This window comes from Dysgonomonas sp. HDW5A (genome assembly GCF_011299555.1).
GTDB lineage: Bacteria > Bacteroidota > Bacteroidia > Bacteroidales > Dysgonomonadaceae > Dysgonomonas_A.
This window is the reverse complement of the sequence record NZ_CP049857.1, coordinates 3,583,649-3,605,448: the sequence shown is the minus strand read 5'-3', so window position 1 is coordinate 3,605,448 and position 21,800 is coordinate 3,583,649. Positions and strand designations below refer to the sequence as shown.

The 21,800-nt window shown below is 35.0% G+C and carries 20 protein-coding genes; 13 read left to right on the top strand and 7 right to left on the bottom strand.

The genetic code is table 11. The features are described from left to right. Positions 1 to 130: 130 nt before the first annotated feature. The gene (locus tag G7050_RS14965) at positions 131 to 901 is read right to left on the bottom strand and encodes an RNA methyltransferase (RefSeq protein ID WP_166116868.1); all 771 of its coding nucleotides are present in this window, start codon (positions 899 to 901) and stop codon (positions 131 to 133) included. Between the two features lie 198 nt (positions 902 to 1,099). Here G7050_RS14965 and G7050_RS14960 point away from each other — a divergent pair, with 198 nt between their 5' ends. Beyond that, the gene (locus tag G7050_RS14960) at positions 1,100 to 3,550 is read left to right on the top strand and encodes a BamA/TamA family outer membrane protein (protein WP_166116866.1); all 2,451 of its coding nucleotides are present in this window, start codon (positions 1,100 to 1,102) and stop codon (positions 3,548 to 3,550) included. 50 nt (positions 3,551 to 3,600) lie between these two features. Here the strand turns inward: G7050_RS14960 and trmD are convergent, their stop codons facing one another. Next, complete coding sequence (gene trmD / locus G7050_RS14955) at positions 3,601 to 4,281, bottom strand: tRNA (guanosine(37)-N1)-methyltransferase TrmD (protein ID WP_166116864.1); 681 nt, start codon at positions 4,279 to 4,281, stop codon at positions 3,601 to 3,603. 286 nt (positions 4,282 to 4,567) lie between these two features. Here trmD and G7050_RS14950 point away from each other — a divergent pair, with 286 nt between their 5' ends. Further along, complete coding sequence (locus tag G7050_RS14950; RefSeq protein WP_166116862.1) at positions 4,568 to 5,440, top strand: hypothetical protein; 873 nt, start codon at positions 4,568 to 4,570, stop codon at positions 5,438 to 5,440. Here G7050_RS14950 and G7050_RS14945 read toward each other — a convergent pair. Then, positions 5,437 to 6,177: a polyprenol monophosphomannose synthase gene (locus G7050_RS14945; protein WP_166116859.1), complete on the bottom strand. Its 741-nt coding sequence runs from the start codon at positions 6,175 to 6,177 to the stop codon at positions 5,437 to 5,439. The two genes, G7050_RS14950 and G7050_RS14945, sit on opposite strands and share 4 nt — an antisense overlap. Positions 6,178 to 6,343: 166 nt before the next feature. Here G7050_RS14945 and mfd point away from each other — a divergent pair, with 166 nt between their 5' ends. Further along, on the top strand, positions 6,344 to 9,676 hold the full coding sequence (gene mfd / locus G7050_RS14940) for a transcription-repair coupling factor (protein WP_166116857.1): 3,333 nt from the start codon (positions 6,344 to 6,346) through the stop codon (positions 9,674 to 9,676). 59 nt (positions 9,677 to 9,735) lie between these two features. Here the strand turns inward: mfd and G7050_RS14935 are convergent, their stop codons facing one another. The 4 genes from G7050_RS14935 to G7050_RS14920 form a co-directional block, all read right to left on the bottom strand. Then, a complete protein-coding gene (locus G7050_RS14935; protein WP_166116855.1) occupies positions 9,736 to 11,013 on the bottom strand; it encodes a M56 family metallopeptidase in 1,278 nt (425 codons plus the stop codon). A gap of 21 nt (positions 11,014 to 11,034) precedes the next feature. Then, complete coding sequence (locus G7050_RS14930; RefSeq protein WP_166116853.1) at positions 11,035 to 11,400, bottom strand: BlaI/MecI/CopY family transcriptional regulator; 366 nt, start codon at positions 11,398 to 11,400, stop codon at positions 11,035 to 11,037. Between the two features lie 101 nt (positions 11,401 to 11,501). Next, positions 11,502 to 12,401, bottom strand: coding sequence for a DUF4835 family protein (locus G7050_RS14925; RefSeq protein WP_166116851.1), 900 nt, complete (start codon positions 12,399 to 12,401; stop codon positions 11,502 to 11,504). 41 nt (positions 12,402 to 12,442) lie between these two features. Next, positions 12,443 to 14,368: an OmpA family protein gene (locus tag G7050_RS14920; RefSeq protein WP_255499167.1), complete on the bottom strand. Its 1,926-nt coding sequence runs from the start codon at positions 14,366 to 14,368 to the stop codon at positions 12,443 to 12,445. A gap of 331 nt (positions 14,369 to 14,699) precedes the next feature. Here G7050_RS14920 and G7050_RS14915 point away from each other — a divergent pair, with 331 nt between their 5' ends. From G7050_RS14915 to G7050_RS14870, 10 genes are all read left to right on the top strand, one after another. Then, the gene (locus G7050_RS14915; protein ID WP_166116847.1) at positions 14,700 to 15,158 is read left to right on the top strand and encodes a hypothetical protein; all 459 of its coding nucleotides are present in this window, start codon (positions 14,700 to 14,702) and stop codon (positions 15,156 to 15,158) included. 21 nt (positions 15,159 to 15,179) lie between these two features. Beyond that, positions 15,180 to 15,704, top strand: coding sequence for a hypothetical protein (locus G7050_RS14910; protein WP_166116845.1), 525 nt, complete (start codon positions 15,180 to 15,182; stop codon positions 15,702 to 15,704). A gap of 74 nt (positions 15,705 to 15,778) precedes the next feature. Then, positions 15,779 to 16,996 carry an HD domain-containing protein gene (locus G7050_RS14905; RefSeq protein ID WP_185154937.1) on the top strand — a complete coding sequence of 406 codons (1,218 nt, stop codon included), beginning with the start codon at positions 15,779 to 15,781 and terminating at the stop codon, positions 16,994 to 16,996. Between the two features lie 136 nt (positions 16,997 to 17,132). Further along, positions 17,133 to 17,756, top strand: a complete 624-nt coding sequence (gene recR / locus G7050_RS14900) for a recombination mediator RecR (protein ID WP_166116843.1) — start codon at positions 17,133 to 17,135, stop codon at positions 17,754 to 17,756. Between the two features lie 14 nt (positions 17,757 to 17,770). Beyond that, positions 17,771 to 18,187, top strand: coding sequence for a hypothetical protein (locus tag G7050_RS14895; RefSeq protein WP_166116841.1), 417 nt, complete (start codon positions 17,771 to 17,773; stop codon positions 18,185 to 18,187). 51 nt (positions 18,188 to 18,238) lie between these two features. Continuing rightward, positions 18,239 to 18,694: a BT0820 family HAD-type phosphatase gene (locus G7050_RS14890; protein ID WP_166116839.1), complete on the top strand. Its 456-nt coding sequence runs from the start codon at positions 18,239 to 18,241 to the stop codon at positions 18,692 to 18,694. 24 nt (positions 18,695 to 18,718) lie between these two features. Then, entirely contained in the window at positions 18,719 to 19,765 is a 1,047-nt protein-coding gene (locus G7050_RS14885; RefSeq protein ID WP_166116837.1) for a glycosyltransferase family 2 protein, read from the top strand. Next, positions 19,755 to 20,276, top strand: coding sequence for a GNAT family N-acetyltransferase (locus G7050_RS14880; protein ID WP_166116835.1), 522 nt, complete (start codon positions 19,755 to 19,757; stop codon positions 20,274 to 20,276). The genes G7050_RS14885 and G7050_RS14880 overlap by 11 nt, the downstream gene beginning before the upstream one ends. A 232-nt stretch (positions 20,277 to 20,508) precedes the next feature. After that, entirely contained in the window at positions 20,509 to 21,072 is a 564-nt protein-coding gene (locus G7050_RS14875) for an L-threonylcarbamoyladenylate synthase (RefSeq protein ID WP_166116833.1), read from the top strand. Positions 21,073 to 21,145: 73 nt separating this feature from the next. Continuing rightward, complete coding sequence (locus G7050_RS14870; RefSeq protein ID WP_166116831.1) at positions 21,146 to 21,715, top strand: pentapeptide repeat-containing protein; 570 nt, start codon at positions 21,146 to 21,148, stop codon at positions 21,713 to 21,715. Positions 21,716 to 21,800 lie beyond the last annotated feature (85 nt).

Genomic DNA, 21,800 nt, shown 5'->3' with positions numbered 1-21,800 from the left:
TAAAATCCAGAATGTTTTATAACATTTTATCAAAATGGGGACAACCTAAATTGAGACCGAAAAATTTCCAGTCTAAATTAATCTGAGCATCATTTAGTTACTCTACTTATTTATAACACCACATATACCTTTATTGTTTTTGCAAACGGCGTCTAAATTCAGTACAAATAATAGCGGTAGCAATTGCTACATTTAAAGACTCGGATGTTTCCCTTTGTGGAGGATAATTCGGGATAAAAAGTTTGTTTGTTATAAGTGTTTCGATTTTGGGGCTGATACCGTTTCCTTCGTTCCCCATGACAATAATGCCCGTCTCTGACAGTTCTTGCTGATACATGTTCTTTCCATCCAGAAAGGTTCCATAAAGAGGGAGTACTTCCTGCATATTTCTCAAACATTCGTATAGATCAACATAGTGAACTTTCACTCTAGCCAGAGCCCCCATTGTTGCCTGTACTACTTTGGGATTATAAACGTCAACCGTATCCATTGAACAAATTATATTTTCAATACCATACCAGTCGGCTAACCTTATTATTGTGCCTAAGTTTCCGGGATCCTGAATACAATCTAATGCTAAGATTAATTGATTTCTTAATTGGTTTGTCTCTAATATATAATGAGGTTGATAAAAAACGCCTAAAGCTTGCTGGGGATTTTTAAGGAAACTGGCTTTAGATAATTCTAATTTAGATACTTCTACAATCTCTTCGATATTATTATCATGAATTTGATTTGTTTGAACAAAATCAGGAGTAGCTATAAGCAATTGGCATTTTACAAAGCCAATTAATTCAGATACCATTTTATCTCCCTCAACAACAAAAGTCCGGTGTTCTTCACGACTTTTTTTATCCTTTAAGGATTGTATGTATTTTATTTTATTCTTGCTTAAACTCATTTAACTATGATAACCAACATTATTTAATAATTCTTTGTTAGACAAATCTACAAAAAAGATATAATTATATCCTAAATTTGTCATTTTTTAAATAGCCGATCATTTTTCAACGTCACAAACCTTTTATCTTCTGACGAAAGAATAACGGATCATAAAATGTAGCAATAAATATTTAATGTTACTTATACATCTCAATAAATGAAATTCAGACTTCAAAATATAATTTTCTTTATCAGTTTTTTATTATTGCTTGGCTACTCTTGCAGTACCACCAAATATGTTCCCGACAACGAACTTCTGCTTGATGTGGCTACCGTAAAAGTAGATGCAAAAGATGTTTCATTCTTCGATCTGGAACCTTATGTGAAGCAAAAAGCAAATTTCAAAACTTTCGAAATATTCAAGCTTCCTCTATTTATGTACAATTTATCAGGGAAAGATTCCACCAAATGGTACAATAGAGCATTGAAGAGAGGAGGCGAACCACCTGTTTTATATGACAGCACGCAAGTAGAACCAACAGTAGTTACTCTGGAGCGAATAATGAATAACAAAGGTTATTTGCAAGCTCAGGTTGAACCTAAGATTATAGAGAAAGATAAAAAAGCAAAGGTTATATACGATGTAAAATCAGGTGCAGCCTCAAATATCGAAAGCTATAAAATAAATATAAGTGATACAGTATTTGATGCAGGCATTATTAACAAGTCATTTCCATTACGCAGAAGGAGGGCAACCACATCAGATTCGACGCGAGTAAGTCTTAATAGATACCTTAGCAGGGGGAATCTATTAAAGGAAGGTGATAGATTTGATCTTGATCTGTTGGATGAAGAGCGTAATCGTGTCACCTCCATATTGAGACGAAATGGTTACATGGCATTTAATAAAGAATACATCGGCTTTGTGGCTGATACAATAGATAAGGAAAACAAAGTTGATCTAGAGCTTATCATCTATCCTTTCACACAGCGTATAGGAAATAATGATGTAACAGAGGTACCTCACCGACAATATTATGTAGACGGAATAGATATCTATGTTGATTATGATCCTATTGCCGACGGAGACATCAACCATTACCAAGCTACCGATACCGTTACAAGAGGCAAATACCGCATATTTTATGGTGCAAGAGGACGATATATTAAACCTTTCGTTATTTTAGAAAATTGCTACATACAACCTCAATCTCTTTATAACGAAAATCAAGTTTCAACGACATACAATTCATTGTCGCAACTACATATTCTGAAGAATATAAATATAAAGTACGAAGAATATCTTGAAGGTGACTCCACAAAACTCAGATGTATAATTACAGCAGTTCCCGACAAAAGACAAGGTATATCTGCCGAAATAGAAGGTACAAACTCAGCCGGCTTCTTCGGTGTAGGTGCTAGTCTAGGATATGTACACCGAAATGCTTTTAAGGGTTCTGAACTGTTTAATGCTAAACTAAGGGGTTCTTATGAAGCAGTTACACCTAACTTTTCGAGCTTTAGAGACAATTACTTTGAAATAGGAGGAGAAACATCGCTTACTTTCCCCAGATTTCTATTTCCTTTTCTCAGCCACGATCTAAGGCGAAGATTAAGAGCTTCCACTCAAGTCGTATCAAGTTATACGTATCAACGCCGCCCTAATTATTTTACAAGAACAGTTTTCTCTACAGGAGTAAAATATATTTGGGAAAACCGTACAAATAACACGGTAAGGCATACGCTTGATCTTATAGAAATTAGTTATGCACACATACCCCGTTTGGATCCCAGATTCGAAAGTACCCTGTCACCCAATGCTAAATTATATAGCTTTACCGATCAATTTATTGTCAGTACAGGATATACTTACTACAAAACAAATGCCGTAGCACCAGGACTTATCGGATCAAATAGAAGAAACAACAGATCTACTTATTCATTAAGAGCATCTGTTGAGACTGCAGGTAATGCACTTGCATTGGTAGCAGCATTAGCTAAAATCGAAAGAGACCCCGAAACCGGATCAAGAAAAATCTTTGATACTTTCTTTGCCCAATACGTACGAGGAAATATAGATTACAGCAAATCGATACGCATAGATGATAAAAATGCTTTAGCTTGGCGATTAGGGGGCGGCATAGCCTATGCCTATGGCAATAATAAGCAAGTACCTTTCGAAAAACGTTTCTTCTCGGGAGGAGCCAACAGTGTTAGAGGATGGGCAGCCCGCGAATTAGGTCCGGGAGCTTTTTACAGAGCAGATGCCAATTTTAATGACCAGTCGGGCGACTTAAGGTTCGACGCTAACATAGAATACCGAAGCAAAGTATTCTGGAAACTCGAACTGGCTACATTTGTTGATGCGGGTAATATATGGACTATCAGAGGCAGTGACCGACAAGATAAAGGTGAGTTTAAGGTCGACAGCTTCTACAAACAAATTGCGTATGCTTGGGGACTAGGGATAAGACTTGATCTCGAATTTGTTATCATTCGTCTTGATTGTGGATGGAAAGTATACAATCCTGCGGATATTCCTATTTACAGAACCGATGCCAGCGGATACCAAGTAGTAGACGGTTACCAATCAAAATGGTCTATATTAAAACCTCTTAATTTCAGAGAAAATACAGCTTGGCATATTGCAGTTGGTTACCCTTTCTAAGGTTTCGAAACTCTTATGGTTTAGCTTGAATATAAAGTAAGTTTTATTTATTACTTATCTTCTAGCAGGTCGGGTCTGAGTAGTTTGGTTCTTGATATAGCTTGTTGCAATTTCCATTCATCAATTTTAGCCTCGTGACCGGATAATAATATATCAGGAACTTTCCAGCCTTTGTATTCTGCCGGACGGGTATATACAGGAGGAGCTAATAGATTATCCTGAAACGAATCCGAAAGAGCCGACTGCTCGTCACCAATTGCGCCGGGAATTAAGCGAACTATAGCATCAGTAATTATAGCTGCCGCCAATTCTCCTCCGGTAAGGACATAATCACCAATCGATATTTCTTTAGTTATCAGATGTTCTCTGATTCTATAATCAATTCCTTTATAATGACCACAAAGGATAATTATATTTTCGAATGAGGACATTCTGTTTGCCATTTTCTGATCGAATCGTTCTCCATCGGGCGAAGTAAATATTACTTCATCATAAGTTCTCTGACTTTTCAGGAGAGAAATAATATTATCAATCGGTTCAATCTGCATTACCATACCTGCCTCTCCCCCAAAAGGATAATCGTCTACCCGATGATGTTTATCTGTGGAATAATCGCGTAAATTATGAAGTTGAATTTCAACAAGATTTTTATCCTGTGCCCGTTTAAGGATCGAGCAATTAATTGCCCCTTCGAGCATTTGAGGAAGTACGCTTATAATATCTATTCTCATTCTTTTAATTATAATGGTCTGATTCAGCAGACAAAAATAAACAAAAATAAATGATTAAAGTCGTAGACTTTTTTATTAGTTCGACGATAAACTTTAGTATATATTTGCAAGTTATTTTAAGAGAAGCATATCCATACTAAATCTTACAAGAATAAATATCTCATGAAACTATATGAAATTAAAGAAGATAAAATTATCTTTTACCCCAAACGACAAGATTTTTTAGCTTTAGGAATTATCTTTTTCACGAGTCTGCCTATGCTTAGTATTTCTGTTTTTTTTTTCTATGAATAAACAAGGTCTCGATATAAGTATTAATCTAATATGTTTAGCAATCCTTATTCCTTTAATTATATTGGTCTTGTGCATTATTCTAAGTAACACACAAATAATAATTGATATTAAAGAGAGGACTGTCAGAAGAAAGAGTCTCTTTGAAAATAAAAAGATCGGATTATTAGAAAATGTCAACAGAATCCAATACTCCGAAAGCGGATCAATTTATATTCTTCAAACATACATGTATGAACTGATTTTTAAAGATGATATATATGGAGCAGGTATAAGGCTAACCCCTACTCTGAGGAAAAGATCCAAGAAGATGAAAGAAATATATTATAAAGCTATAGTAAAAATAGAGGAACTATTAACTGAAAACACAATTATAGAACCTAACATTACGGCTATAGAACAAAAATTACATTTATTTCATGAAATACATAGAGAACGTTATTGTTATCAAGAGAAAAGTCTTACTCTTTTAATTTTCATTGTACTTCCATTTGTACTTTTTATGTACTTAGAAGTATTTGAACAGCTCGACTCATACTACCACTATATTATGCTACTAATATCTACTGCCTTTCTTCTTCTTGCAGGTAAAAAAGTAAATATTGACATTAATAACCAGACTGTTGAAAGTTCTTTTTATGGATTTTTCAAATCAAAATGTCATTTTTCTGAAATTGATTCAATTACAATCGTAAAATTACTTTATGAGGGTTCATATACAACGAACATTTCCATAAGAACTAATAGAGATAAAAAGCCATATGAAATACCTTTAGCTAGTATAAAAGACACAAAAAAAGTCGCTTTGTTTATAAATGACCTTATGATTCTATTACCATCAATAAATAAGAAAATAAAAATTATTTAAGTTTTATTACCTTTAATTCTGCCCATTATTTTATTGATTCGGAGTCTTATTACACCATAAAAAGCTTCGCCAAAAATACCTGCATTCATTTTAGATTCGCCTAAAACCCGATTTACAAAAATGATAGAGACTTCTTTCAGTTTAAAGCCTAAAGTATAAGCAGTATACTTCATTTCGATCTGGAATGCATACCCTTTAAATCGGATCTTATCTAAATCAATAACCTCAAGTACATTTCGTCTATAACAAACAAACCCCGCAGTAGCATCGTGTATATTCATTCCGGTGATTAGCTTGACATACTTGGAAGCGTAAAACGACATAATAACCCGTCCCATAGGCCAATTCACAACATTTACCCCTGTCGAATAGCGTGAACCTATTGCCATATCCGCACCTCCTGTCGAACATGCATCATAAAGATGAATCAAATCATTCGGATCATGAGAAAAATCAGCATCCATTTCAAAGACATACTGGTAGTCGCGAGCTAAAGCCCATTTAAAACCTGCAATATAGGCTGTTCCTAACCCTTGCTTTCCTTTCCTCTCCAATAAAAATAACGAGTCCGAATATTTTTCCTGCAGCCGCTTTACAATAGTAGCCGTTCCATCAGGAGAACCATCATCAACTATAAGAATATGAAAAAGCTTTGAAAGGGCAAAAACCGTTTCAATCATTTTTTCGATATTCTCTTTTTCGTTATAAGTTGGAATAATAACAATAGAATCCGACATCACTTTATAATTTTACTCAAAATTAGTTATTCCCCCATTCAGTGTATACATATTGCGTAATTTTTAAATATTTTTCATCAAAAAATCGTCATTTCTCTTTTATTTATTAGTGTATTGCTCCAATCTTCAATTATTATTACCTTTGTTTCTATAAAACAACTCTATTTTGGAATCGATTTCTCCTCTCCATCTTTTTGACGGACATACAAGCATAAAAGCAATATCAAGCACTCTAAAAAAAGACAAAAACCTACATATCAAAGGTTTACTTGGGTCTTCGTGGTCGGTATTTGTTTCAGCCTTATTTAATCAAAAAAAAGGGCAATATTTATACATACTGGATGATCTGGAAACAGCAGGATATTTTTATCATGACCTTACCCAGCTATTAGGATCTAAGGATGTACTTTTTTTTCCGTCTGCTTACAAACGGTCAATTAAATACGGACAACCTGACCCTGCAAATGCAATACTCAGGACCGAAGTATTAAGTCGTCTGCAAGGAGAAGATACGCCTCTTATTATAGTTACCTATCCCGAAGCCATCGCCGAAAAGGTTGTATCAAAAGATACCCTTAAAGAGAATACCCTGCGTATTACTGTAGATGAAAAAATAGACTCTGCATTTGTATCGGAAGTTCTCGATTCGTATGGTTTCGAATATACGGAGTATGTATATGAACCCGGTCAGTATGCCATAAGAGGTAGTATATTAGACGTTTTTTCGTATTCGAGCGAGTACCCTTTTCGTATCGACTTCTTTGGCGATGAGGTAGAAACAATCAGACGTTTTGACATCGAAAGTCAGTTATCGAAAGAACAATTGACTTCTATTCAGATTATTCCCGAAATGTCTAAGGCTAGTCAACTTCAAGACTCTCTGCTAAGCCTGTTACCTTCGGAAACAATCATCGGATTCAAAGATTACTCGTGGATACAAGGACGGCTCAATTCTATATTCGAAGATAGTGCGATATTAGATAATCCTGAATACGAAGATGATATTCAATCGAAACTAATATCCGAACCTCTTTTTACAAACGAGATTCTCAAATTCAAAAAAATGCAATTCGGTAATACCTGCTTTGGTGTAGCCGATGCTGCTTTTGAATATCAAACAGCTTTACAGCCGATTTACCATAAAAACTTTGATTTAGTAAGTAGAAGCCTTCATGATTTTATGGCTCAAGGATATACAATTTATATTCTGAGTGATAGTATGAAGCAAATTGAACGTCTGAAAACAATTTTTGACGACAGAGGGGATAATATACCGTTGATACCTATCAATAAGACTCTGCATGAAGGTTTTTACGACCAGACTTTAAAAATATGCTGTTTTACGGATCATCAGATTTTTGATCGTTTTCATAAGTACAACCTAAAATCGGACAATGCCCGCACCGGAAAAATTGCTTTAAGCCTTAAAGAATTAAAGCAATTGCAAATAGGTGACTTTGTTGTTCATAACGATCATGGAGTTGGTAAATTCGGCGGGCTTGTCAGACTTATCGTGAACGAAAAGCTGCAAGAACATATTAAGATTACTTATCTGAATAATGATGCCATATTTGTACCAATACACTCTTTATATAAAATATCAAAATACAGAGGTAAGGATGGAGAAGCTCCTCGTTTAAATAAATTAGGATCGGGTGCATGGCAGAAAATGAAAGAAAACACGAAAAAACGTCTTAAAGACATTGCCCGTGATCTTATCATTTTATATTCGAAACGAAACGAAGAAGAAGGCTTCAAGTTCTCACCTGACACTTTCATGCAAAATGAGCTCGAAGCATCATTTATATACGAAGATACTCCCGACCAAGTAACAGCTACAGCCGATGTCAAAAAAGATATGGAGAATCATCGTCCGATGGACAGGCTTATCTGTGGCGATGTCGGGTTTGGAAAAACAGAAGTTGCAGTAAGAGCAGCATTTAAAGCGGTTGCTGACAATAAACAAGTAGCTGTTCTTGTCCCGACTACCGTTTTGGCAACTCAACACTTTAAAACTTTCAGAGATCGTTTAAAAGATTTCCCATGCAAAGTAGACTACATCAGTAGAGCGAGAAAACCGGCTGCTGTAAAAGAACTACTTGATAAATTAAAAAAAGGAGAAATTGATATTCTTATTGGTACACACCGAATTGTCAATAAAGATATTCAATTCAAAGATCTAGGGCTATTAATTATTGATGAAGAACAAAAATTTGGAGTTTCTGTAAAAGAGAAGTTAAAGCAAATGAAGTCTAATGTAGATACATTGACTATGACTGCTACGCCTATCCCAAGGACACTTCAATTCTCGTTGATGGGTGCCCGTGACCTTTCGACAATCACAACTCCCCCACCCAACCGATATCCTACGCAAACGGAGGTACATACTTTCGACCCTCAAATCATAGCAGAAGCTATCAACTTCGAAATGAGTCGAAACGGACAGGTATTCTTCCTTAATAACAGGATAAATAATTTACCCGAAATAGAAGCAACCATACGCAAAGGTGTTCCTGATGCACGTATTGCAGTAGCCCACGGACAGATGCCTCCCACGAAGTTAGAGGAAATAATCACTGACTTTGTGGATTACGAATATGATGTACTGATTGCAACTTCTATTATAGAATCGGGAATAGATATACCCAATGCCAATACTATAATTATAAATAACGCTCAACGATTTGGGCTAAGCGATCTGCATCAGCTACGAGGACGTGTTGGACGTGGCAACCGTAAAGCGTTCTGTTATCTGCTTGCTCCTCCGCTGGATAGTTTAACGATTGAAGCTAAACGAAGATTGCAGGCTATCGAAAACTTTGCAGAATTAGGCAGCGGTATACATATAGCCATGCAAGATCTAGACATAAGAGGTGCAGGAAACTTGTTAGGAGCCGAACAAAGCGGCTTTATTGCCGACTTAGGATATGAAGCCTATCAAAAGATATTAACTGAAGCTGTTACCGAGTTAAAGAACAACGAATTTGCCGAGCTATATCACGAGAGTAAAGACGGTAAAAAAAACAAAGGTGATAATTTCGTTGATGATGTGCTTATTGAAAGTGATCTAGAGCTTCTGTTTCCTCCAATCTATATACCCAACGATTCGGAGCGTATATCTATTTACAGTACTCTTAATAATCTGGAAAAAGAGGAAGAAATAACCGAATTTGTAAAAATGCTGGAAGACCGTTTTGGTAAAATTCCACAGGAAGGTTTAGATCTCATCGGTGTTATCCGTATCCGCAGAATCGCAAAATACCTGAGTATCGAGAAAGTTATTCTGAAAAAAGGACAAATGTTACTGTATCTGGTTTCGAACCCCGATTCGTTATACTACCAATCACAAGCCTTTGATAAGCTTCTAAGTTATGTACAAGGGCATCACCGAGATTGTCAGCTAAGGGAAAACCAAGGAAAGCGATCTATCATCATTAAGCATATAGACAATGTTGAAAAAGCATACAATGTATTGAATGATATTTTTCTACAAGAATAAAAAAAGAGCAGAAATTTTATTTCTGCTCTTTTTATTTTATCTGATTATTTTACAATGGTTCAATTAGTTGTCTTTGGAGTCTCTTTCTGTAATTTATATAAAATAGGCAAAGTATAATATACATCAACATCTTTTCCTCCTTGCTTGCCCGGAGTCCATTTGGGCATTGCACGCACAACTCTCATTGCTTCCTCATCACATCGTGAATCGAGGCCTCTTATAACAGATACATCTTTAATATCTCCGGTTTTTGTTACAACAAAACGAAGTACAACTCTTCCTTCAATGTTTTCTTTTGCTGCCGATTCGGGATACTTTAAATTTGTACCGATATATTGCATCATAGCACTTTCCCCTCCGGCGAACTGAGGCATTTGTTCAACCATTACAAAAGGAGGTAACTGGTCTTCCGATGTTGTAGGGTTTTCGGTTAAAGACGCTATTTCGACCTTTTCCTTTTGTTGCGAAAATGTATTCTGAGCATTCCCGATCAGCATTAAAGCAATAATGGGCAATGCCAACAAATACTTAAAAGATAGAATTCCTGAGGTTCTTTTTTTATTAATCATAGTAATACGTTTTTTTAATTGTGAAACATTAAAATTGTTAACAATATGTATAGTAGCGCTAGGTTTTATAACTTGTAATAATAAATACTGGTATTTTTTTGCCTCTATGCCTTTTTCAAGAACTCCTTTATCGGCTAGATATTCGAGGTTTATTTTGATCTCTCTTTTTAATAACCATGCAATAGGATTCCACCAAAATAAAATGCAAAACAATTCGCTAAGGAGTATATCAAAAGAATGAAACTGATCGGCATGCTCTTCCTCATGAGCCATCATTACATCTACATCTTCCTGTTTAAAGCCATTGGTAGGTATAAATATCCAATTGAAAAAAGAAAAAGGTGTTATTGTCTTATCAAGGCTGATGATCCTATAATTGAGGCTGGTTTGAGAGTAATTTATAAGTCTGAGCTTTATTATTCCTAACAGCTGAATGAATAGGCGTACAAATAATACAACTATCCCACTGAAAAAAAACAATAATAACAAATCGTTCATTCCCAATGCAAACGTTTGATCATTATCAACCTGTAAATTATCTGTCACCTCTATTTGAGGTAGTATTGCCTCATAAATAGCTATATTACCAACGGTAGCTATGTTCAATTTACAAAAGGGATAAACGAGTGAAAACAAGACTATGAATAGCAGGTAAAACCGTTTGGTTTTATTAAAGGTGTCGTTTCTAAAGCATAGTACATATAATCCATACAATAGAATCATAGCTAGTGATGCTTTAACTGCATAGGATATAATTAGATTTTCCATGGTATAAAATTGCTTAGGTAATTAGCTTTTCCGCCCTTCTTCTATCATACGGATTATTTCTTCCAGATCAGAGGAGGATATTTTTTCTTCTTTTGCAAAAAATGATACTAGCTCTTTGTAAGAGTTTTCAAAATAACTTTTTACAATTCCCGACATAAATACTTTCTTATACTCATCTTCTGCCACTCGAGGAGAATAAACATTCACATTGGCATATCTTTTAGAGTTTAAATATCCCTTCTGCTCGAGGTTTCGCACTATCGAAGCTACTGTAGTATAAGGAGGTTTAGGCTCTTGCATTTCATTCACAATATCTTTGACCACACATTCTTTGAGTTGCCAGATATGTAGCATTACTGTTTCTTCCTGATGAGTTAGCTTTTCCATATAATTAATTATTTCATTTACGTAAAACTACTATTTTTTCGTAAATATACATATAGTTTTCAGATATCCAAGAGAACTACTTAAAAATAAAGCTATTCGCCTTACTTTTTTATTTTATCAATAATATACCTTTTAGTTGGGAAAATAGGCTGAAGTATTTTATAAGCCTCGTTTTTTTCTTCAGAAGTAGCCTCCGAATAGATATTAACCAGCTCATCGAGCTTAGTATCGCCATAAAAAGAGAGTATAGCCGATGCAGGGCGAGCTTTATATATAGTCTGCAAATCGGGAATTGTGGCAATTACCCCTGCACGCCCACGTGAAGGGTTGGCAGCCATCTCATCCAAACCTTTGCGGTGATAATTGTACCACATCGAATGAAATACCGAAGAACTCTCCTCTGTCAGAGCCAAAGCCATAGCATACCTGTTTCGGTCTCCACCGAAAGGAGCCCACCCTTTGGTATTAAGCGACTGGGCATTATTCACAATCTGCATTGCTTTTTCATAATAAGGCTTGCCTCCATTCAAAGCATAAGAGTCAAAATCGAGACCTAAGACTATATAAACATAGTAAGCAACGGTAGCTACCAGATTGCTATTTATATTATTCTCTATATATTCTAAATTTTCACCCAATAAATAACTGAATTCAAATTCAGTATCCCTATAATTTAATAGTGGAGTATTGTATGTTGCATTGTAAACAGGACGATTTACGATGATCTGAATTTCGCCTTTATAAGAATTCTCCTGAACTTCATTAATGGTAATCAAGATAGAGCCTTCAATCAATTCATTGACAGCAAAAGTCGCATCCGTCCACTTTCGATCATTCACCAACTGATTCAAAGACTCTTCAATTTTATCAAAGACGCTTTTGTCCGTACCCTGAATCTGGCTTGTATTGAGAGTTACCTTCATATTCAGCTCTTGGGCTTTTATTAAGCCGGAACCCGAAATAAACATGCAGAGGATATATATAAAGTATAACTTTTTCATTCAAAACATTGTTAAGTAATGTACAACTATTTATTACAACCTTAGAACAATCCAAAATCAATGGACAAAACTTTAAACTCGGTTCGTCTATTTACTTGGTCTGCTATTTCCTGTTGTTCAGGAGGTAAAGCGAGTATGAACTCTTCGGTCAAAACATCACCAACCTTTAGGAAATCATATTTTTTGGCAATACTCTTGGTTACCACTTTGGGTTGCAACTTGCCATATCCGGCTACAGTCAACCTGTCTTTAGATATTCTATGTGCAATAAGATAATCAACCACTGACTGTGCTCTTCGCTGAGATAATCGCTGATTGTATTCCTGTGTTCCCTTACGATCGGTATGTGCAGATAATTCGATAGTAACATTTGGATTTATTTCCAATAATTCGATAAGGTCGTCCAATTCTTTTTTAGATTCTTCCCGCAAAGCGGCTTTATCGAAATCATAAAATATATTTTCAAGCACAGCCGGTTTATTGATTGCATACATCACAAAATCAACATAATAAATAGAGTCCTTCTCTGTTTCAACAGTTCTTAAACTCATTTTAGTATTTAAGTATCCTTCGGCACTAGCCAAGAATACATAATTAACACCCCTCTGCACATCTAAACGATATGTACCATTGGGTTTTCCTCCAAATTTTTCATTAGTACCATTATTACCTACAACCCTGATCGTGGGATTCGGAACAAAGTCATCATCCTTGTCAACCACATACCCCTCAACAGCCACTCGGACAATAGGATATTCAAAAGAATAGATATGATCTAATCCTCGTCCATCTCCTCTGTTAGAACTGAAAAAACCGGCTTCTTTCTCTCCTTCAAACGTAATTCCAAAATCATCTCCCTGAGAATTTATTAGAGAGCCCATATTTTCGACACTCCACTTTTTTGTTTTCTTATTTAATGTAGCCTTGAAAATATCCAAGCCTCCCATTCCGGGATGACCGTCAGAAGAAAAATAAAGTGTAGAGTCGTTTCTTACATAAGGAAACATTTCATCGCCTGCAGTATTTATATCGGGTCCTAAATTCTCGACAAAGCTCACTTCATCACCAAACATACCTGCACGCCAAATATCTTTTCCACCATACCCTCCGGGCATATCCGATACAAAATACAAGAAATCGCCTGCCGGACTTATAGCCGGATGGGCATACATAGACATTGTATCTGTTAGGACTGCAAATTTCTCCCCTTTATTAAACGAACCGTCTGCTCTCTGTGATTTATAAATAACTGCATTTGTAGACCAATCAGCCTCCTGCTTACTAAACGTGTAATACATATTATTGCCACTAGCCGAAAACGAAGGTGTACCCTCATCGGCTTCTGTATTAACGGGTCCTGCCGATTCAGGTTTCATCCACTTTCCGTTTTCATCCTTACGGGCAACAAAAATATCATTGTTCTTCATTCCAGTGATAGCACTTTTAGTATCACCCAGAACATTATCTCTATTAGTTGTTATGTACAAAAGATCATAATCGGGAGGCAACAACATGGGACTAAATTCTCCGCGAGGCGAGTTGAAGATATCCATCCGCTTTACAATGTATTTGGTTGGATTCTTTTTCATTTCCTCAGCCATTTCCGCCCCTTTCAACCCATTCAAGGCAAATTGGTTATCGGGCATTGTTTTCAGAAACAATTTATATTGCTCAATAGCTTGTTTGTATTTTCCGTCTTTGTGCAAAGTACGGGCATATTGAAGCCTGATTAAACTATCGGTAGGATTATAGCGGATAGCATTAACATACGCAGCATTGGCTAATGCTACATTATTGATAAGACGAAAACTTTCTGCCTGACGATAGGCTATACGACCTCTCAGCTCTCGGTTTTTAGTCGGAGTTTTTCTGTATAGCTTACGATACATAGATGCAGCCTCAAAATATTCTCCATTTTTGAAATGACGATCGGCATCCGATAGTTTAACCGGTTTACAGGAAAACATAAAGACACCCAATCCCAAAATAAAAACTAAAAAACAATATGATAAGCAGCGATATTTCACCATCCGAAATTTAATAAATTAAAGTCCCCAACCTATTTAATACATGAGCGGGTAAATAGCCAGAGACAGTTATGATTATAAAGTAGAGCAATAAATATGAGTATTGCTTGTATTATGCAGTCACAAAGTTATAAATATAACTGATTTTCATCATACTAGAAACTCTTTTTTGACGAAATTTGCGTTAAAAGTCATCTCCAAAATTATTTTAATTTTTGTAAGTCAAAGAGATAAGTTATCTTTGTACAAGTTTAAATATTAGAACTTATTTATGAATAAATTCATTCTCTTCTGCATTTCTTTTACAATTATTTTCGCTTCATGTAAGTCGGGAAATGATAAAGATTTCAGCAATATATCAGTTTTAGTTGATGAGGCCGAAGTTATTATAAATAAATATGATAACAATGTACAAAGTGCCCTCGACAGCAAAAAATACGATTACATAAAAGTGGTTTCGCAAGCGGCTATGGATTCTTCGAATGTCAAAATCAATGATCTTAAAAACCTGATTTTATCTCCTCCGACCGAAGAATTACGTATCTCGGCTATAGCATATATCAAATCGTTGCAAAAAATAATAAATGCGCAAGAATTGTATACAACTATATCAGATACAACCTCAACAGATACTGCTAAGGACTTGGATGCCAATTTTCGCGAAACAGTAGAGCATGCTAAAAAAATGCGCGAAGCATACGCCACAAAATTAAATACTCTAACTAATTAATATTATATAAATAAATAAACGATGAAAAAATTATTATTACTGCTTTTACCATTATCATTAGTTCTTACTTCTTGTGACAAAAAAGTAGATCCTGTAGCATACAATGACAGCTTGGTAAAATACTCGGAAGATGCAGAAAAACGCTTGGAAGATCTTGATACTAAAATAGATGCTTTTTTTGATAGTGAAGAATTTTCTGCTGAAGAATCAGCTAAACTGGTTGAAGATATGAAAGTTGTTAAAGACAGCATTCAAGGAGATTTGGATAAAATTAAAACCATGCCTAAACCAACTGATGCTGATGAATTTCATAATGTAACAATCGCATACGTTGAATCATTAATTGCTCAGGTAAATATTTACAGCGAACAATATTCGAAATTATCAAATGATATGTCAGAGGAAGAGTTAATGAAAATGGATGATGTTGTCAACAAATCATTAGAGGATACTCAAAACAAATTAGATGCAATGATCAAAGCTCAAACTGCATTTGCGAAAGCAAACAATATGCAATTGACTACAGATTTTTCAGGTTCAAAATAAAAGACCTAAATATTTTATACCTTTGAACACAGATTTGACTATCATCAAATCTGTGTTTTTTTAATCTCTATATTGTGATAAAGAATAAACAAATAATAAATGACCCTGTTTTTGGCTTTATAACCATTCCCAATGAGTTTATATCGCAAATTATAAATCATCCCTATCTACAGCGGCTAAGCAGAATTAAGCAGTTGGGTATGGCATCTTTTGCATATCCGGGAGCACAACATACCCGCTTCCATCACACTTTGGGGGCTATGTACCTGATGCAGGAGGTGATAAACAATCTGAGATCAAAGGGTAATGATATAAGTAAAGACGAAGAAAACGGAGCTTTAGCATGTATACTTCTTCATGATGTTGGTCATGGACCTTTTTCGCATGTGCTGGAACATACTATTGTTAATGGCATTTCACACGAAGAAATATCTCTTCGGTTGATGCAAAATCTAAACATAGAATTAAAAGGTGAACTGGATACCTGCATTGCCATATTTAAAGACGAATACCCGAAAGAATTTCTTCACCAATTAGTTAGTGGTCAGCTAGATGTTGATCGGCTTGATTACTTGCGTCGCGATTGCTTTTTCACAGGAGTAAATGAAGGGAATATAGGTTCGGAACGTATTATTCAGATTCTGGATGTTCGTAACAATAAATTGGTAGTCGAATCGAAAGGTGTTTATTCTATTGAGAATTTCCTTCTATCCAGACGATTGATGTATTGGCAGGTATATCATCACAAAACTGCCATAGGAGCCGAAAATGTATTGATTAATACATTAATGAGAGCGAAACAAATCGCTAATCAAGGTCATAAGCTTTTTGCATCACCTTCTCTGAGTTATTTTTTGACAAATAATATTCAAAAAACAAATTTCACAGACGAATCGCTTCAGCACTTTGTAAATTTAGATGATTCGGATATATGGTGTGCCCTTAAGGTGTGGACAGAATCTGACGATTTTCTCCTATCAACATTAAGTCAGGCTTTTGTTAACCGAGATTTATTCAAGACCGAAATATTGGCAGAACCGGCTACAGAAGAGCATATTCGCTCCTATATAGATAAGTATGTAAATAAGTGGAAACTATCCGAAGAAGAAGCTGAGTATCTGGTCTCTTCGCGAACAGTTACTACCGATATGTATAATCTGAAAGAAAACAGCATAGATATACTCTATAAAAACGGCGAAATAAAAAGTATCTCGGACGCATCCGACTTATTAAATATTCAACTCCTCTCTAAAAAAGCCGAAAAATATTATTTCTCTTATCTAAGGTTATAAATATTTTACGTTACTTAAATATATAACTTTGCAACATAAGTAATAGTAAGTATTTAATAATACAATTTAACGATCTATTATAGTTGAACTTACTAAAACAATACATAGTTCTGAGAACTTAATCGAAAAGAAAATAATGATTCAAAAATATCCGTCTGTATTACTTGAAAGTGCTGTAAATGAATTCGCTAAATTACCGGGCGTAGGTCGTAAAACCGCACTGAGATTGGTACTACATATGCTTCGTCAGGATAATAAAACTGTCGAGAATTTTTCGTCGGCACTCCTCAATCTCAAAAATGAAGTGAAATATTGTAAGTCTTGCTATAATATTTCGGACGCCGATATATGTCCCATTTGTGCAAATCCCGCTAGAGATAAATCGATAGTATGCGTGGTTGAAAACATCAAGGAAGTAATGGCAATCGAAAATACATCTCAATTTAAAGGGCTGTATCACGTCTTGGGAGGAATAATTTCACCTATCGATGGTATTGGTCCCGGAGATCTTCAAATAGAAAGCCTTGTAAAACGAGTATCCGAAGGTCATATTAAAGAAATAATACTGGCTTTGAGCACAACGATGGAAGGAGATACCACCAATTTTTATATTTATAAAAAGCTGTCTCCTTACAATATTAAGATATCTATGATTGCCAGAGGAATATCTATAGGCGATGAAATTGAATATGCCGATGAAGTTACATTGGGCAGATCTATTCTTAATCGCACCCTTTTCAACGAATCATTTAATTTATAAAAACCGAATAAAAGATGCTTGATAAAACACATAATAAATTGAAACTTATATACTGGAGCTGTGTTATAATTATGCTATTGGCTTTTGTTCTGGATGTACTATACACCAGCAAATATACAGTGCCAATCGAAAATACAGGCTTAGAACGATGGGGAATCATAATAACATTGGGAGGTATTTTTGCTTCATTGAAGTTGCTTCACCCACGTTTAAAAGAAATGGATAAAACAAATGATGAAACAGCCATAAAAAAGTATTTCATCAAATATCTCATTCGCCTAAGTGCATTACTCTCTATTTCGGTCTTTAATTTAGTATGCCTGAATACAACAGCCATCGAAAATTTCAGGTATTTGGCTTTCATTAGTATATTTGCACTGTTTTTATGCATACCTAACAAAACAAGTATAGAGAACGAGATCACTGATTAACACTTTTAGTGAAAAAATTTAATATTTACAATTACTTAATAGAATAAATATATGATTATAGCTGTTGATTTTGACGGAACAATTGTAGAACATGAATACCCAAAACTAGGTGCTCCCATACCTTTCGCCATAGATACGCTATTAAAGCTTCAGAAAGACGGACATGTTCTTATTTTATGGACTGTGAGAGATGGTGCTCTTTTGCAAGAGGCTATAGATTATTGTGCTAAAAAAGGACTTACGTTTTTTGCTGCAAATAAAAATTATCCCGAAGAAGATCCGACCAGAGCATCACGCAAACTTACTGCCGAGTTGTTTATAGATGACCGCAATGTAGGTGGATTACCCGATTGGGGTGTTATATATAACGCTGTAAAGGCTGCCGAGCGTGGAGAATTTTCGTTCGAAAGAATAATGATGTCTGCCGGAGAAAATCAACAACGCAGACGTCGAAAAAAGAACTTCTTTATCCGTTTAGGAGAGATGTTTGAACGTGATGGCTATTAAAAATCCGACTCAATATATCTTTAGATGAAATTGTCGATAATCATTGTTAACTACAATGTAAAATATTTTCTGGAGCAATGTTTGAATTCTATTTTAGATTCAAACATTGCTTTTGCTTATGAGATTTTTATTGTTGACAATAATTCCACAGATCATTCTATTGAATATTTAAAGAGTAAGTTTACCCAAGACAATATTCATTTCATAGAAAACAGAACAAATCCCGGTTTCTCAAAAGCCAACAACCAAGCTATACTTTTAGCTAAGGGGGAATATCTGTTATTGCTTAATCCGGATACCGTTGTCGGAGAAAACGTTTTATCTAATGTTTGTCTTTTTATGGACTCCACTCCAATATCGGGAGCTGTAGGTGTAAAAATGATAGATGGATCGGGACGATTCTTACCCGAATCGAAAAGAGGCTTTCCATCACCATGGGCTTCTTTTTGCAAAATATTCGGTCTGGCATCTATATTTCCAAAATCAAAATTGTTGGGAGAATATAACTTGTTATATTTGGATGAAGATAGTATTCACGAGATTTCTATATTGGCAGGGGCATTTATGATGATACGAAAAGAAACGCTTGACAAAGTAGGTTTATTGGATGAAGCTTTCTTTATGTATGGTGAAGATATAGACCTCTCATACCGAATACAACAAGCCGGCTATAAGAACTACTACTTACCCGAACGTATTATACATTACAAAGGTGAAAGTACCAACAAAGGAGATACTGTCTATATAAATGCTTTTTATGGAGCAATGAAGATATTTTACAACAAGTACTATCCTGATAATAAATTCTTTTCATTATTGGTTCTTGGAGGTATCAAAACTAAAATGGCATTAGAAAAGGTAATGACATTTCTGAAAATATCGAATAAAATGCGAAGAGCAAAAGATCACAAGGTTGTTACCTATAATAAAGATGATTTCAGCTACGAAGAAATAATTCTGCAAATGGATTATAATAAGAAGACGAATATACAATATCAAATATATAGCCCTAAAACGGGGATAACGATTGGAACACATTCTATTAAACAAAAAAACGAATATGTATCTTGAAAATAAAGATCTGAAGCTTCGTGCTCTCGAACCTGAGGATTTAGAGAATCTTTACAAGTGGGAGAATAATACCAATCTTTGGATATATGGCAATACTTTGACTCCTTATTCTAAATTGGCATTACGTAATTATATTTCTGAAACCCAACAACAAGATATATACGAAGCAAAACAACTCCGGTTGATGATAGAACTCAAATCATCGAATACAGTTATAGGTACTGTCGATTTGTACGAATTTGATTTTCATCACAGCCGTGCGGGAATCGGTATATTAATTGACGAAGATTACCGCAATTGCAACTATGCTTCACAAACTCTCGAAATCATAAGAGAATATGTATTTTCTTTTCTGAAAATCAATCAGATATTTGCATATATAGCCGTTGATAACCTGCAAAGTATACGGCTTTTCGAAAAATCGGGATATAAGTGTAGCGGAGAGCTTCACGACTGGATACGTGATGATTCAAAATATAAAAACGTTTATATTTATCAACTGAAATCGTAATTTCAGCATCAATTATTTTATCTATTTGTAAAACAGACCAATATGACATTAAAAGGTAACAATAACCAAAAGAGCAAAAAAGTGTAACTTTTGTCACTTTTGTAACCTTTTTAATGATTAACTATTGTAAAACAAAATATTAACAAAAACAAAAAAGTAACAGGTATGAGTAACCTTTGTCACCTTTCTGATTACCCTGTATAACTTTGACACCTTATTAAAGATTTTAGAAATGAAAGAAGATATATTAAAAGCCTGCGAGGTAATGAATGCGGGAGGTATTATACTATATCCTACCGATACTATATGGGGAATTGGATGTGATGCAACTAACGAAGATGCGGTTCGTAAAGTATATGAGCTAAAAAAACGTTCTGATAGTAAATCGATGATTGTATTGATAGACATTCCGGTAAAGCTCGATTATTATTTGGCCGAAGTTCCTGATATGGCATGGGATCTTATTGAAGTATCAGAAAAGCCTTTGACTATTATTTATGACAAAGCACGTCAAGTGGCAGAAAATCTGATTGCTGAAGATGGAACTCTTGCTATAAGGGTAACTAAGGAGAAATTCTCCCAAGAACTTTGCAGACGTTTTCGTAAAGCCATTGTTTCGACATCTGCCAATGTCAGTGGAGAACCTTCGCCACAAAATTTCTCTCAAATATCGGACATTATAAAGAATGGTGTTGATTATATAGTTGGTTTTCGTCAGGAAGAATTATCAAATCCCAAACCATCAAGTATTATAAAATTGGGCTTGGATGGTCAAGTCAAAATAATCAGAGAATAGATTTCAAACCTATTCATTACTACAAATACAAGCACTTGTTTATTCGAAATATAACAATAACTATTTCCTGACTATGAGTAGAATTTACGAAAACCAAACAATCACACAAGAGATATTTCTCGAAGCAGGAATGAACGATATTGAATATTTTGAATGTACGATTGAAAGATGCAATCTCTTTGAGCAAACATTCACCAATTGTATCTTTTCGAATTGTACTTTCAAAAATTGCGATTTATCGATGTGTAAACTCAGTAACACGCAATTGAATGATGTAAAATTCGAAAACTGTAAACTCATGGGAGTCGATTTTAGCCGTTGCCCCGGATTTCTATTCGAAGTAAACTTTACCGATTGTATTCTCGATTTTTGCTCATTCGAAAAATTAAAGATGGCAAATACTACTTTTGGTAAATGCTCAATGAAAGGTGTTGATCTGGCAGGAACCCAACTCCCAAATTCATTGTTCCATCAGGTAAATCTCGAAGAAGCCACATTTGCCAATACCAACCTGAAAGAAGCCAATTTAAGTACTGCTTATAATTTCACAATAAGTCCGACGCAAAACAATCTGAAGAAAGCTATATTTTCAGAGAATAACCTATCGGGATTACTTCGTGAGTTTAGTATTACGATTGTGTAGAAGACTTATGCACATTTTCCTAATTTGATCGTTCAAAAGCTTCATTCTTTATATTCTTATTTGTAAATTTGAAGTTCATAAGATT

Bases quoted from the DNA above. Each gene is read 5' to 3' on its own strand.
- G7050_RS14965 (WP_166116868.1), bottom strand. From the start codon at position 901: ATGAGTTTAAGCAAGAATAAAATAAAATACATACAATCCTTAAAGGAT.
- G7050_RS14960 (WP_166116866.1), top strand. From the start codon at position 1,100: ATGAAATTCAGACTTCAAAATATAATTTTCTTTATCAGTTTTTTATTA.
- trmD (WP_166116864.1), bottom strand. From the start codon at position 4,281: ATGAGAATAGATATTATAAGCGTACTTCCTCAAATGCTCGAAGGGGCA.
- G7050_RS14950 (WP_166116862.1), top strand. From the start codon at position 4,568: ATGAATAAACAAGGTCTCGATATAAGTATTAATCTAATATGTTTAGCA.
- G7050_RS14945 (WP_166116859.1), bottom strand. From the start codon at position 6,177: ATGTCGGATTCTATTGTTATTATTCCAACTTATAACGAAAAAGAGAAT.
- G7050_RS14935 (WP_166116855.1), bottom strand. From the start codon at position 11,013: ATGGAAAATCTAATTATATCCTATGCAGTTAAAGCATCACTAGCTATG.
- G7050_RS14930 (WP_166116853.1), bottom strand. From the start codon at position 11,400: ATGGAAAAGCTAACTCATCAGGAAGAAACAGTAATGCTACATATCTGG.
- G7050_RS14925 (WP_166116851.1), bottom strand. From the start codon at position 12,401: ATGAAAAAGTTATACTTTATATATATCCTCTGCATGTTTATTTCGGGT.
- G7050_RS14920 (WP_255499167.1), bottom strand. From the start codon at position 14,368: ATGTTTTCCTGTAAACCGGTTAAACTATCGGATGCCGATCGTCATTTC.
- G7050_RS14915 (WP_166116847.1), top strand. From the start codon at position 14,700: ATGAATAAATTCATTCTCTTCTGCATTTCTTTTACAATTATTTTCGCT.
- G7050_RS14910 (WP_166116845.1), top strand. From the start codon at position 15,180: ATGAAAAAATTATTATTACTGCTTTTACCATTATCATTAGTTCTTACT.
- recR (WP_166116843.1), top strand. From the start codon at position 17,133: ATGATTCAAAAATATCCGTCTGTATTACTTGAAAGTGCTGTAAATGAA.
- G7050_RS14895 (WP_166116841.1), top strand. From the start codon at position 17,771: ATGCTTGATAAAACACATAATAAATTGAAACTTATATACTGGAGCTGT.
- G7050_RS14890 (WP_166116839.1), top strand. From the start codon at position 18,239: ATGATTATAGCTGTTGATTTTGACGGAACAATTGTAGAACATGAATAC.
- G7050_RS14885 (WP_166116837.1), top strand. From the start codon at position 18,719: ATGAAATTGTCGATAATCATTGTTAACTACAATGTAAAATATTTTCTG.
- G7050_RS14880 (WP_166116835.1), top strand. From the start codon at position 19,755: ATGTATCTTGAAAATAAAGATCTGAAGCTTCGTGCTCTCGAACCTGAG.
- G7050_RS14875 (WP_166116833.1), top strand. From the start codon at position 20,509: ATGAAAGAAGATATATTAAAAGCCTGCGAGGTAATGAATGCGGGAGGT.
- G7050_RS14870 (WP_166116831.1), top strand. From the start codon at position 21,146: ATGAGTAGAATTTACGAAAACCAAACAATCACACAAGAGATATTTCTC.